General features: G+C 45.4%; 9 protein-coding genes. 5 read left to right on the top strand and 4 right to left on the bottom strand.

Annotated features, from left to right (window positions below; genetic code table 11):
• Positions 1 to 578 precede the first annotated feature (578 nt).
• Positions 579 to 1907: an MATE family efflux transporter gene (locus tag Q1A08_RS05955; RefSeq protein WP_299770812.1), complete on the top strand. Its 1329-nt coding sequence runs from the start codon at positions 579 to 581 to the stop codon at positions 1905 to 1907.
• A 171-nt stretch (positions 1908 to 2078) separates the two neighbouring features.
• On the top strand, positions 2079 to 2729 hold the full coding sequence (locus tag Q1A08_RS05950) for a hypothetical protein (protein ID WP_299770810.1): 651 nt from the start codon (positions 2079 to 2081) through the stop codon (positions 2727 to 2729).
• On the opposite strand, the gene Q1A08_RS05945 is transcribed toward Q1A08_RS05950, so the two are convergent.
• From Q1A08_RS05945 to Q1A08_RS05930, 4 genes are all read right to left on the bottom strand, one after another.
• Positions 2726 to 2962 (bottom strand): YheV family putative zinc ribbon protein, encoded by a 237-nt coding sequence (locus tag Q1A08_RS05945; RefSeq protein ID WP_299770808.1) that lies wholly within the window; start codon positions 2960 to 2962, stop codon positions 2726 to 2728. The two genes, Q1A08_RS05950 and Q1A08_RS05945, sit on opposite strands and share 4 nt — an antisense overlap.
• A gap of 8 nt (positions 2963 to 2970) precedes the next feature.
• A complete protein-coding gene (locus Q1A08_RS05940; protein WP_299770806.1) occupies positions 2971 to 5022 on the bottom strand; it encodes a M3 family metallopeptidase in 2052 nt (683 codons plus the stop codon).
• 89 nt (positions 5023 to 5111) lie between these two features.
• Complete coding sequence (locus tag Q1A08_RS05935; RefSeq protein WP_299770804.1) at positions 5112 to 6134, bottom strand: AraC family transcriptional regulator; 1023 nt, start codon at positions 6132 to 6134, stop codon at positions 5112 to 5114.
• Complete coding sequence (locus tag Q1A08_RS05930) at positions 6134 to 7072, bottom strand: diguanylate cyclase (RefSeq protein WP_299770802.1); 939 nt, start codon at positions 7070 to 7072, stop codon at positions 6134 to 6136. Before Q1A08_RS05930 ends, Q1A08_RS05935 begins: the two co-directional genes overlap by 1 nt.
• 343 nt (positions 7073 to 7415) lie before the next feature.
• On the opposite strand from Q1A08_RS05930, the gene Q1A08_RS05925 reads away from it, so the two are divergent.
• The 3 genes from Q1A08_RS05925 to ggt all read left to right on the top strand — a co-directional run bounded on the left by Q1A08_RS05925 (position 7416) and on the right by ggt (position 13829).
• The gene (locus Q1A08_RS05925) at positions 7416 to 9965 is read left to right on the top strand and encodes a TonB-dependent receptor (RefSeq protein WP_299770800.1); all 2550 of its coding nucleotides are present in this window, start codon (positions 7416 to 7418) and stop codon (positions 9963 to 9965) included.
• A 72-nt stretch (positions 9966 to 10037) separates the two neighbouring features.
• Positions 10038 to 11933, top strand: coding sequence for a phytase (locus Q1A08_RS05920; RefSeq protein WP_299770797.1), 1896 nt, complete (start codon positions 10038 to 10040; stop codon positions 11931 to 11933).
• A gap of 129 nt (positions 11934 to 12062) precedes the next feature.
• On the top strand, positions 12063 to 13829 hold the full coding sequence (gene ggt / locus Q1A08_RS05915; protein ID WP_299770795.1) for a gamma-glutamyltransferase: 1767 nt from the start codon (positions 12063 to 12065) through the stop codon (positions 13827 to 13829).
• Positions 13830 to 13998 lie beyond the last annotated feature (169 nt).

Genomic DNA, 13998 nt, shown 5'->3' with positions numbered 1-13998 from the left:
AGACAGACAGCCAGCAGCCGGCTTAACAAGCTGCGCGCTCGATATAACATTGCTTTTAATCTCCGTGTAGTCTTATACGTTTTTATTACTACTTCTGGAGATGCCCATGCGACTAGAACTAGCGACTTATCACTCGCTAACGGCACCCCCATTGGTCCGGAGCAGTTGTTGTGGCAACTACGACCAACTGGAGAACAAAGGTATTCATTCAGTGTCGGCTAAACACTGTTAACAACTTTAGTTGCTTTTTGGTTTATTATTTTATGTTGCTGCGTGGCTGTTAACTCGCTTCTATCTAAAAAATGAAGCGGAATACTTAACTCCCGGCAAACCCCAAACCGTTGCTTTCCAGAAGGCAGAACCAATGCTATGCGACAAATCGCCGCAACTACAGCATGGCCTAGAAGGCCACAGCCTAAACGCAATGTCAATGTTTGATATTTAATTAATTCCTTTAGAAAGGGCCTTTGATCTCGTTTTGCTATAGCGATCAAATTACATTCAACTTGTCTAATTATTGTATTTTTAACGATTATAATGACTAAATTTTGCACGTTTAAAGTGGTTCGGAGAATTTATTGTTAAATACACTTGCTCACCGTAAGGTTTTTAATCTTGCGATCCCCATGCTGCTTTCCAGCATCAGTGTTCCGCTATTTGGCTTGGTGGATACCGCTATTTTGGGTCATTTAGACACCCCTGATTACCTCGCCGCAGTGGCTGTTGGAGCATCCGTCGTTAGCTTTTTATTGTGGGCGTTTGGCTTTTTGCGTATGGGCACTACCAGTTTGGCCGCCCGCGCTTTTGGAGCTAATGAGCTGGATAAACTAAAACTCTTATTAGGGCAGTCGTTGGTTTTGGCTCTAGGTATTGGCCTACTTATAGTTTTGCTGTCACCTTTGCTGGTCCCTCTAGCGGTTAATTTGATGCAAAATGATCAAGCTCTGGGGGGGCTAAGCAAAGAATATATCCACATACGTTTATTGGCCGCCCCTGCCGTCTTGCTTTCCTACGGAATTATTGGCTGGTTTATTGGCTTACAGAATACTCGCGTGCCTTTATACATGGCGATCTCGGCGAATGCCGTCAATATCGTAGGGGATGTTATTTTAGTGCTATGGCTAGATATGGGCAGCCGTGGTGCTGCCATAGCCAGTTTATTTGGGGATCTAACTAACCTTAGTATTGGCCTGTATTTTTGCTTTAGACAGCTGCAACAACATTTCCCTGCTGGAGGCTTTACCTTAGCGGCACTGGCCCAAGCTGGACCGTACAAAGAACTATTACAAGTTAATAAGCATTTGTTTGTTAGAACCCTAATTCTTTTGGGCAGCCTTAGTTTTTTTACCGCTCAAGGGGCCGCACAAGGCCCTCTTATCTTGGCCGCCAATGCGATACTGCTGCAGCTGGTTCACCTAGCCTCCTATGCCTTAGATGGATTTGCCCACGCCACAGAAGCTTTAGTCGGCAAGGCTGTAGGGCAAAAGAGCCCCGAGCTGTTTAAGCAAGCTTGCTTAAGTACCGGTTGTTGGTCGGTCCTAGTAGCACTGTTTATATCAGCACTCTTCTATCTTGCACAGTCACCGCTTATCGCGCTATTTAGTGATGACCCTTTGCTTAGGCAACAGGTAGAGATCTATTACTCTTGGGTATTGCTCTTACCCATAGTGTCAGCGACATGTTATTTCTTAGATGGGGTGTTTATTGGAACAGCACACACCTTTGATATGGAAATAACTATGATTCTGTCCTCTTTTGCGGTCTTCCTGCCCCTCTGGTGGCTCAGCCAAGGCTACGCAAATCATGGCCTTTGGTTATCATTTTGCGCCTTTAATGGCGCTAGAGGCTTTTTTTTGGCATTGATGTTTTGCTATCGACAGCGTAATAATTGGGGCATGAGCAAATAATGGGAAATAAGTAGGAAAGTAATTGTCTATAATTACCAAAGCACGATATACGATATGAGCAGTCCATGACTTTACTCTGAATATCACCTCCACCATTTGATTTGTTTGAAATTGTGTCTATGTTTATCTGACTGATGTCGTCAGTACTAAGAATTACGAAAAGAACTGATAATGAATGACGAACTGGTTTCACTATCCGAATTAAGGTTAGCTATAGACGCTGCCTTTAGCGAGAGCAGCAATGATGTTAGCCTTCATCGCTTCCTCGCTAGTCGCGCGAAAACCATGCATCGCGGCATTGGCTTTGGTGATGGCGACCAGGTCGAGCTGCTGCAAGAGTTTGTTCACCGCTATATCAAACAGGTACCCGATGTTTTAGCACACTTCCACAAGATATCATTGGCAGCGGGTGTCGAAGACGAACTAGAAGCTTTTTTACATATTGCGATAGATTACTTTTTGCAACCTCTAGAAATAACGGCAAGCCACCGCGGCTTACTGAAAATCATGGACGCTGCCTATTTAGCCCATAGGCTAATTGAAGAAGTGAATGATCGTTTTATAGGAAATGCCGGTGTTTCGATATCACCCATCGATAACACCGAAGATAATGTAGTGATGCATTTTCTAATTGGTGAGAGCCTGGCGAACGAATTGGATCTTGCCGTTCATTATTCCGTAGAGATGCTGATTAGCCAAAATGCCCTGTTCAGCAAGCAATCCTTAATGCTCTACGTTGAAGCCCAAAAACAGAACCAAAGAAAACAGCAATCTGTCTATAAAGAAGAGAGTGCTATTCGCCTAGCTCTGAACCGCTATTAGTGCTTTTTCCCTAAAGGCTGTAATTCAATTACCTGAACCTCTTGGGCTTTTTCTACCTCAGTAACGTTTACCCGAGTTTCTAGCTCTCTAGCTTTAGTCTGAAAATGCATTTTATCCTTGAAGCCGCAAGCCACACACTCTCGCCAATCACTATCATCTTCTTTGTACATAACAACCTTATCCATTTGCGAACACTTTGGGCAAACGGCTCCGGCTATAAATCGCTTTTTCATATTAACTCCTAAGCCATGCCATTGTGACGTAACAAGGCTTCACTGCTTGGCCCTCTACCACGAAAGCGTTTGTACAAATCAGCAATGTCTTCACTACCACCACGACTTAAAATCGTTTCTAGAAACCATTGTCCAGCCTGCTCACTGAAAATGCCCTGCTCTTCAAAGTATGAGAAGGCATCAGCTGAAAGTACTTCAGCCCATTTATAGCTGTAATAACCGGCCGCATAGCCACCGGCAAAAATATGCGAAAAGCCATTTTGAAATTTATTGAACGAAGGCGGAATAATAAGTGCGACTTCTTTACGAACAGCATCCAGCACTTGCTGCGGATCCATTGGCGATTCTGCTAGGTAGTCTTTGTGCAAAAGAAAATCAAATAAGGCGAACTCTATTTGCCTCAGCATTTGCAAGCCAGCTTGAAAGTTCTTCGCAGATAGTAATTTATCTAAAAGATCTTTCGGCAAGATCTCGCCAGATTCATGATGCGAGGAAATCATCGCAATAGACTCAGCCTGCCAGCACCAGTTTTCTAAAAACTGGCTGGGCAACTCAACCGCATCCCAAGGTACACCATTAATTCCGCTCACCGCGGCTACATCAATGCTAGTTAACATATGATGTAATCCGTGACCAAATTCATGAAATAGCGTTGTTACTTCATCATGACTTAATAAGGCAGGCTTATCGGCTAGGGGCGCTGTGAAATTACACACTAAATAGGCAACGGGAAGTTGTATGTCATTATTATCTATACGGCGCACACGACATTCGTCCATCCATGCCCCGCCACGCTTTTTCTCTCGTGCATATAAGTCCAAATAGAAATACGCTAATACTTCCCCGCCTTTTTCAATTCGGTAGAACTTTACGTCTTGATGCCATAATTCATCGTTCGACTCTTCTTTCACCTCAATGGCGAATAGCTTACTGACAATATCGAACATGCCTTGAATAACATGGGGTGCTGGGAAGTAAGGTCTCAGGAGTTCATCAGAAATATCGTATTTTTCTTGTTTGAGCTTTTCACTGTAGAAGTTTAAATCCCATGCTTGCAATTCTTGCTCTAAGCCTTGCTCTGCGGCAAAGCCCTTCAATTCCTGCAGATCTGATTCAGCAACAGCACGGCTCTTGATCGCCAGCTCACGTAGGAAGTCTACAACCTCTTGAGTTTCTTTGGCCATTTTTTTAGCGATGGAAAGCTCTGCATAATTTGCAAAACCCAAAAGCTCGGCGAGCTCATGGCGTAAAGCCAAAGTCTCTGCAATTAAGGGGCTGTTATCCCAAGGACCAACCTGCGCATCAAGTCGAACCGTGTTTTCGCTAGCACGACTAACATAAGCACGATACATGGTTTCACGTAGCTTTCGGTTCTCAGCGTACTGCATAACAGCAAGGTATGAAGGGATATCGAGAGTGACCACATAACCACTAAGCCCTTTCGCTGTCGCGGTTTGCTTAGCGATCTCCAACTGCATCTTTGGCAAACCAAGCAACTCGGATTCATCTTCTGTGTGGTAATACCAAGCTTGATTGGCATCCATTACATTATTAGAAAACTGGGTACTTAGCTCAGATAAGCGCGACTTAATTTCTCCAAAACGGGACTTTGCCGCATCCGGCAAGCTCACCCCCGCCAACTTAAAATCCCTTAAGGCATGCTCGAGCGTAGCTTGTTGAGCGGCTGTCATATCTTTATACGCAGGGCTATCAGCAAGCTGTTGATAGGCTTTATAGAGCTCCGCGTTCTGCCCCAGGGCTGTGCTGTATTCGGTCAACTGCCCAATACATGCCTGATAAGCTTCGCGCAATTCATCATTGTTAACTACTGAGTGCATGTGGCTCACAGGAGACCAAGCTTTGGCCAAACGATCTCCTCGAGATTCTAGAGGCTCAATCAGGGACTGCCAGCTGATATCCGACCCCAAACCCGCCAGCTGAGCTTTCAGCTCGGTATTAGACTGTTCAATCAATGAACGAATGGCAGGCTCGATATGTTGATTTTCAATCTTGGAAAACGGCGGTAAACGGTGATCAGCTAATAGTGGATTGGCGCTCATAGAGGACTCATATCTTAAATCATGACAATCCCTCTATTTTAACTCAATTCATAAGAGGCTTGTTAACCCTTAGGCATTTGCTGATCATTCTAACTGCTAGCCAGGTATAGCGACGGGTTAATCCCCGTCCAGCGACGAAACGAACGTTTAAAGTTGTGTTTGTCATGATAATTTAGCTTTTGGGCAATTTCTTCGGTACTCAGCTGACCGGCATGCAAGTAGTAGATCGCCATATGACGTCGAACACTATCCAAGATAGTTTGGTAGCTGCCCCCTTCTACCTTCAAGTGGCGCTTAAAAGACGCAGGGCTTAGCTCTAAGCGCTCCGCTAGCTCCTCTAGGCCAGGAGCTTGGGATAGCTCGTCTTGCAAGCTCTGATAAACCCACAACGATAAACTTCTACTCGACTTCTCAGGTAGGTTTTTTTGTTTGCAAAGCTTGCATGCCAAATCAAAGCGAGCCCTTGACCCTCTGGGTAACTGTTCAGACAAGCTTGCTCTCGGGATAATAATGGCATTGATATGGCTGGCAAACTTTGGCCTCAGGCCATAGTGAACTAAAAACTGCTCTTGATACTTAGGCTCTTTAAAGGCATGCAAGCAGAACCAAGAAGAGGTATCGACACCCAACCAGCGAGAGAAGGAAAAAAAAGCACTGCTTATCGATTCGATCAAGAAATCATTAGCGTAATCATCAATATCAACTGGCAGTAATTGCAAATAGAGGTTTTGATCATCATAAACGCTTTTAAACTCTATCAGGGGCTGGGATAAAAACCCAAACTTCTGTAAGAATTCTATTAAATCAAGAAGCGTTGGTGAGGCAAGAATTGCGCTAGCGAATTGCGGGTGATTTCCCGGCAGTAGATACTGACCTAGCAGAAAGCTACCATCATCTGCACCAAAGCTGCGCTTGGCATTTTTAAAAATGGCCAATAGCTGTTGTGCTGATAGCATTGTACTGGCATCTTCGATATCCTCAGAGAATATGCTACTACCCTTTAATAGTTTATCCGGGTGTACTCCGCGACTCTGAGCGAGCTCTAACAAGCCCAGCAAGTTTTCTTGTGCGAGAAAACGCCTTTCTGCCAATGCATGATATAACTTGTGCATCAGGCAACCTTTAGCAAGCGCCTTTCTTTAGCCTTTGCTAAGCGATAGTTTGCACGCTCCAAAAGCTTATCTACAACGTCAGATTCTTCTATTGAAGCATCTAGACCGTCGGTTGCCACCGCGGTGCTAACAGTGTGAAATTGTGCACTGTCACTATTACGAGCTCTAAATGCAAAGTGGCGGCACACATCCTCTAACTGCTGAGCAACAAGCACTGCCATTTCTTGGCAGGTTGCCGGCATTACAATAGCAAAGCGATCACCAGCATAGCGACAAAGAAGGTCTCTTCGGCGTAAATTTAACAAGATCAACTCGGTCAATTCACTTAATAATCTGTCCCCTTCCGTGATTCCAAGCCTGCGATTAATGTTTCTAAACTCATCGATATCCAACATCAAAATAGATGTCGGCAAGCCTTCTGCACGAGCTTTTTGAAGTTCAATCGACAATTGAGTGCGTAGGTAATGAGCATCAGCCAGACCGGTAATCTTATCCAAGCGTCGATGATCTCGGCGACCTCTCTCGCGCTTGAGCAACTGCTCATTAAGTGCTTGTTGTTCACGGTACCAATGTAATAAGCCGATGCTCATTAGCAACATGCCAATCGGCATAGGAATTGACTCTACGGCGTGACTCCAAATAGTTGCATCAGGAAGGCGAATAAATTCATCCAATAAATCTTGTCCACTGGCAATTAAGAAGCAGCTAAAGCCCCAGAACAGCAAGCTCGTGACAGGACCATGAGGCCGGCTTGCCAACAGTACAATCAACCACACCATGCAAAGCCATACCGCCCCACCTTCACCAGCAATATCAAGCCAATCAACTTCTTGCCATTGTTTACTTTCACCTAGCGCAAGAGTAATTAATATCTGTGCGCTCAATAGCAGTAGAATTAACAAAAGCTTGCTTGTGTGTTTTTTTAGCTGTTGCAGCATGTCATTACCTTTTTCACTGATGACAATAAAACAGTTTCAGGTGACAGCTTTATGACAACAAGTAACCGCTCTATCTTAAGCTCTGCTCATTAGCTCATAGAAATTGAGACTTTTTGGATTTTCTTTTACGAAAAAGGCTATTTATACTGCTCTGGCGTTAGGAAAGATCGTGTTTTGAGTTGTTGCCGTAGTCCTAAAAGCTCAAGCTGCTTACAAAATAAGCGTTTCGATGCCCATAATATTGAGAGTACAGCCTTTCGACGACTTGACGTCACTAATCTGTCACATAGACTTTCTAACGTTCGCCCCAATTCCTTCGGGACTTTATTTAAGGGGAGCCACCATGGCCACAGTAGTACGCAAAGTCTTTAAACATAGTCAGCTTGCTCTGGCGATTACAGCAACAATCGGTGCAAGCAATCTAAGCTTTGCTCAAGACAGCGAAAAGTTAGAAGAAATTATCGTTTTCGGTAATGCCGCAAGTTTGAATCGCGCACTCGAGAAGCAGCGCATGGCCGACAACATTAAAAGTATTGTCAGTGCCGACTCTATTGGGAAACTACCCGACACTAATGTTTCTGAAGCTTTGCAGCGTGTGCCTGGTGTTTCCATTGAGCGTGACCAAGGTGAAGGCCGCTTCGTCAGTGTGCGGGGTCTTTCTGCTGACTTAAACTCTGTCAGTATTAATGGCATGAGCACGCCTTCACCGGAGTCAGATCGTCGTGCAGTGGCCTTGGATGTTATTCCCGCCGACCTCGTCGAAACCTTAGAAGTCACAAAGTCCATAACCCCAGATATGGACGCTGATGCCATCGGTGGCTCGGTTGAAGTCAAAAGTGTTTCCGGTTTCGATCGCGATGGCCTGTTCTACTCTTTAAGCAGCGAAGGCAGCTACGATGATCTTAGCGGTGAAAGCAGCCCTAAGCTTGCCGCCAGTGTTAGCAATATTTTTAGTGTCGGTAAAGGTAGCGAAAATCTTGCCATTGCGGGAGCGGTCAGTTGGTTTGACCGTGAGTTTGGCTCTAATAACAGTGAAACTGGTGGCAAGTGGGAAATCGAAGAGGGCGAAGCCAAACTAGAAGAGTTTGAACAACGCAATTACGCTATTGAACGCGAGCGCTTAGGAGCAGCGTTTAATATCGATTACAAAGTTAGTGAAAACCATCAAATATTTCTGCGAAGTTTATTTAGTGAATATACCGATACAGAGCAGCGTCTAGCGAATATTATTGAGTTCGAAGACCCTCTCGCGTCAGGAGAGCTGGGCAGCTTAAAAGAAGATGACTACATAGATGGCGAAGGCAATGAATTCGAAGACCGTCCTATCGCGGTGCGTGAGTTGAAACAGCGCCTAGAAACCCAGAAGATATTTTCGACGGTATTCGGCGGAGAATACAAGGCCAATGATTGGACCTTAGAGTACAATTTAGGCTACAGCAAATCAGAAGAAGTAGAACCAGAACATATCTCCGAAGCTAAATTTGTGGCTAATGTTGAAGGAGACGTTGGCTTTGAAGACTCTCAGCAACCAAAGCTAATTGCACCCGATACCTTCTACAACCCGAACTTATATTTTTTAGAATCTGTTGAGCTCGCCAAAGCCCAAGCTGAAGACGAAGCTAGCAGCTTTAAGCTTGATATATCTAAAGATATTAAGCTCGGCGCCTACCCAACAGAAATTAAATTTGGCGCCAAATTTAGCCAAAGAGAAAAACAGGTCGACGAAACGGTCAGCGAAATCGAGGAAATGCTCAACCCTTTAAGTGATTTTGCTAATAGTGATATCAATTACAAACTGCAGCGCTTTGGCCCAGGCATTAACTCTTCGGCAGTACTGGCCGCTGCACAAAATCAGGATCGCGAACTCAATATTGAAGAGTCTAACGCAGGTGATTGGGTAGTTGAAGAAGATCTGCAAGCTGTCTATGCCATGGCCACTATGGATATTGAGGATCTACGCTTAGTCTTTGGTGCACGTTATCAAGAGGTTGACTTCAAAGCGAATGGCTTTGCCTATGATGACGACGCTGAGGACGATCAGCAAATCACAGCGCGTCAAGCTAGCCGCAGCGACTCTCATTTTCTACCCGCGCTGCATTTACGCTATATCGTTAATGACAATACTCAACTTCGTGCCGCATGGACCAACTCAGTGGTTCGCCCTACTTTCGAACAAGCTCGTCCAGGTTATATTTTGGAAGACGATGGCGAAAAAGGTGAGTTCGGAAACCCCCAACTTAAACCCTGGGAGAGCAGCAACTTAGATGTAGGTATTGAGCACTATATGGGTTTTGCCGGTGTTGTTTCAGCATTCGCATTTTATAAAGATATCGATACTTTTATTTATGACACCATTACAGATCAACTGAGTGGATTTGAAAATATCGAAGAAGCTGAAATCGCGCTGAATGGTCAGGACGCAAAGCTCTATGGTGTTGAATTCGCCTGGTCTAAACAACTCAGTGAGTTGCCAGAACCTTTTAATGGTCTACTACTTTCTGCCAACTTAACATTGGCAGAATCTGATGCCGAGATCGATACCATCGAAGGCTCTCGCACTATTCGACTGCCACAGCAGTCAGATACTACAGGAAACTTTACCGTCGGTTACGATAGTGACAAATTAAGTTTACGCCTAGCTGCAAACTATAAATCTGATTACCTTGATGAAATTAATGCCGAAAGCCCCGTTAACGATATCATTGTCGACGACCACTTTCAGCTTGATTTTAGTGCACGCTACTTCATCAAAGACAATATCCAAGTGTTTTTTGAAGCCATTAATATCAATGACGAACCGTTTTACGCTTACGTAAGTCAGCCTCGTTGGAATGCACAATACGAAGATTATGGTCCGACCTTCAAACTAGGCGCTACGATTACTAATTTTTAATTGTCCAGTTTTTAGTGGTGTTGCCCAGCCCCCCTATAGCTGGGTGGCACTGCTAACTTTAAGTAGAATACTATGCATAAATTGATGATGTACAAAAACAGCTTTAACAAAACTCTCGCCTCCACCATAGCTTTATTAAGTTTGATCGCTTGTGCCGATCAATCTGAGCCAAAAAAATCCAGCATTAACCAGAAAAACACTGAGGTAGCTGCCAGCTATACGGTAGATTCCGCCCAACAAATTATTCCTCTTGATAATTATACGATCGCTATTAGCGAATCTTTTGGTTTGCGCTTATTAGATAGGTCTGGAAGCACACTTCATGAAATACAAGGGAAGTTTGAATTGGCTGACTTTCGCAAGCCAGGCGGATTTCTTCGCTTGCTGATAGTCGACAAAAATAAAAATACTCCAATTTTGTATACCCAAGTCGATGAAGAAATCCGTGAGCTCAACCGCTTTGCTAGCCCTGGCTTTAATATTGATGGTTTGTGCTTAAACGAGTTTGAGCAGCAGCTTTTTGCGTTTTATTTGGATGGTGAAGGCCGGGCTCAGCAGTGGCTAATTAACGATCGGGGCCCATCTCAACAGGTCCGCCAGTTTACGACAGCACCAGGAAGCTATTGTGCGGTCGATGATAGCGAACAAGCTCTTTATGTAAGTGAGGAATCTACCGGCGTGTGGGCCTATGAAGCTGAACCCGAAGCTGAAAGTGGGCGTGAGCTCATCGCTTTAAGTAGTGTTTGGGGTGGCATTCTTGGAAAAGATATTAGCGCTATCAGTGCAATCGATGGTGGCTTTGCAGCTCTATCTACAACTGAGGGCAGCGTTACTTTAGTTTCTGGTGGTGAATTTAAAGCTCGCTATCAGCTAGCTGGCGCCACCGAGGCTGAACAGCTAGCTCTCGCTCAAGACGGAGAACAGCTTAAGCTTGCAAGCGTGGATGAGCAAGGTCAAGTCTATTTATGGCAAGACAATATCGAACTGAAAAGCCACAGTGCTGAGAGCATGCCACAGCTTAAAGCAGACGGCGAAACTCAAGCCATGCCTCGTTATGGAGATGTCGCTGATGACCCAGCCATTTGGGTAAACCAAAATTCACCCACTGACCCGCTAATCTTGGGTACCAATAAAACTGCCGGCTTGCATAGCTATAGCTTAGACGGAAAAGAACAACAGTTTTTACGAACGGGCCGCTTGAATAATGTCGATATCGTCTATCAGATAGCATTGGATGACGGTAATTCTGATATCGCTGCTGCGAGCCTGCGTGACAATAATAGCATCGCCATGTTTCAGATCTCCTCAGATGGAGTTGTGCGTGAGGCCGGCCAGATTGCCACATCCATGCATGAAATTTATGGACTTTGCATGTTCCAAACAGATGGTAAAGCTTATGTTTTGGCCAATGATAAAAGCGGCCTCTACCAACAATATTTAGTAGGCGGCTCAAGCCGCAATATGACTGGGAAGCTGAGCCGTGAATTTAGCCTACCAGGCCAGCCGGAAGGTTGTGCGGTCGATGAGAAACATCAGCGCCTCTTTATGGGTGAAGAAGACGCAGGCATTTGGGTAATAGATAGCAATCCAGACAGCCAAAGCCAAGCTGAGCTCATCCACAAAGTGGGTGGCCCACTGAAAGATGACGTTGAAGGAATGGCTATCTATCAAGGCAAAGATAAAGACTACTTAGTGGTTTCTAGCCAGGGTAATAATAGCTATGCCGTTTACGATACGCTTGCACCTTACGAGTATCGCGGATCATTTAAAATTTCCATGGATCCATTAGCTGGGGTAGATGGAGCATCAGAAACTGATGGCCTCCATGTCACGAGCGCCAACTTAGGGGGTAGGTTCAGCGAAGGCCTACTCGTCGTACAGGATGGGCATAATGTACTACCGAGCGAGCCACAAAACTTCAAGCTGCTCTCTTGGTCTGCAATTCGTGAAGCCCTAAACCTGCAATAGCACAGCAGCTCCACACTTAGTGCCCCCTCCGCCATTTTGTTAACTTGAGGTTAACAAAATGGCCTCTTTCCTCGCTTGTTCCCTTTGCTGAAAACTTGTAGCGTAAGCTAATCGCCTTAGGGAACTATTATGAACAAAACCATCCTTAACAGTCTTTTAACCGCTCTTAGTTGCAGCGTGATTCCATTCCAGCAAAGCGCAACAGCCGAACCAACGCTGAGCTGGCAACCAAGCCAAGAGAAAAGCTCTAGCTATATTTTACGCTACGATAGTGTCCACCACCCTGTTATTGGCAAGCGAGGTATGGTTGTTAGCCAAAATATTACCGCCAGTGAAGTCGGGCGCGATATTTTGGCTAAAGGTGGTAATGCTGTTGATGCTGCTGTTGCCGTAGGCTTTGCGCTTGCCGTGACGCTACCAAGAGCCGGCAACCTAGGCGGTGGTGGTTTTATGCTAATGCACTCCGCAAAAAGCGGAGACACCCAGGCTATCGACTATCGCGGAGAAGCCCCCTCCTCAGTCACATCTGACGACTTTATCGAAGATAGCAAAGTGAACCGCAGTAAAACCAAACTCGGTCATACTGCCTCTACGGTGCCAGGCACCGTTGCAGGCTTGTTCGCTGCCCACCAAGCTCAGGGTAAATTACCTTGGGCAGATCTACTTAAGCCTGCTGTTAAGCTGGCTCGCGAAGGTATTACGGTAAGCCATGATCTCGCTTGGGCCCTCAAGGCAAAATCCTCAGTGCTCACTAAAAACGCTGAAAGCTGCCGAATTTTTTTCAAAAACTGTAGCGGCTATATGGAAGCAGGTGAAAGGTTTGTACAGGAAGACCTAGCAAAATCTTTAGAAAAAATTGCCAAGCACGGCGCCGATGCCTTCTACCAAGGAGACATTGCTGACAGTCTTGTTAAAGATATGCAAGCCAACGGAGGTTATTTTCAAGCGCAAGATCTAGAAAGTTATAAGGCTCGCTTAGTCAAACCATTGCAGACTTCTTATCGCGATCATCAAGTACTTACTATGCCTCCACCGGCAGGTGGCCTGCCTTTACTGCAGATTTTAAATATTCTCGAAAATTTTGATATCCGTAAAATGGGTGCCGGCTCTGCAGAAAACCTCCACATTTTATCGGAGGCTATGAAGCGCTCTTATGCTGATCGATTTAAGTATTTAGGTGATCCGCGCTTCAGCGATATTCCGGTTGAGCAGCTACTGGACAAATCTCTAGCCAAGCTACATAGCGAGAGCATAAACCTGAACAAAGCTAGCGACGCACGCAAAGTAAAAGCTAGTGTGTTACAAGGGCCTGCTCCCGGCCCAGATACCACTCACTACTCCATCGCCGACAGTGAAGGCAACGTGGTTTCTAATACTTACACCCTCAGCGCTTCCTTTGGCTCCGGTGTCACCATTAAAGGCACCGGTATTCTGATGAACAATCAGATTAACAATTTTGTTATCCGCCCCAGCCATGTTTACAAAAACCAGCAGCGTGAGCCGAATGCCATAGCTGGTGGTAAGCGCACCAAGAGCACCCAATCACCCACCTTGCTCTTTAAAGACGGTAAAGCCGTGCTTGCCACTGGTACACCTGGTGGACGACGCATTATCACGACTGTTGCCCAGCTGATTTCCAATGTGGTGGATCATCAAATGAACATTGCCGAGGCGACGGCCTACCCTCGTATTCATCAGGGCTGGGGAAAACGTGACTATAAGCTGGAATATGAACCTGGCTTTAGTCCAGATACCTTGGCCTTGTTGAAAGCCAAAGGGCATAAACTAAAAGCTGGCGCCACCATGGGTAGCACCCAATCGATTGCCATCACAGGGAATCAATTGCTTGGTGCCGCTGATAGCCGTCGTCCAGGGGCCAAGGCGATCGGGCTGTAACAATTCATTTACATCCTGTTACAACTTAGCACATAGCTGCAGCAGTTGGTTTACTCCTAGGCGCTACTATGAGGGTGCTGAATAGTGCCTATGGCAACAGCGTGAGAGTGTCATCCAATAATGCTGAACAATAATAAAGCCCGCGATAAGTGGAGCTAACTATACCGGA

It is taken from the genome of uncultured Pseudoteredinibacter sp. (assembly GCF_947500695.1).
GTDB lineage: Bacteria > Pseudomonadota > Gammaproteobacteria > Pseudomonadales > Cellvibrionaceae > Pseudoteredinibacter.
This window is presented reverse-complemented; position numbering and strand designations above follow the sequence as displayed.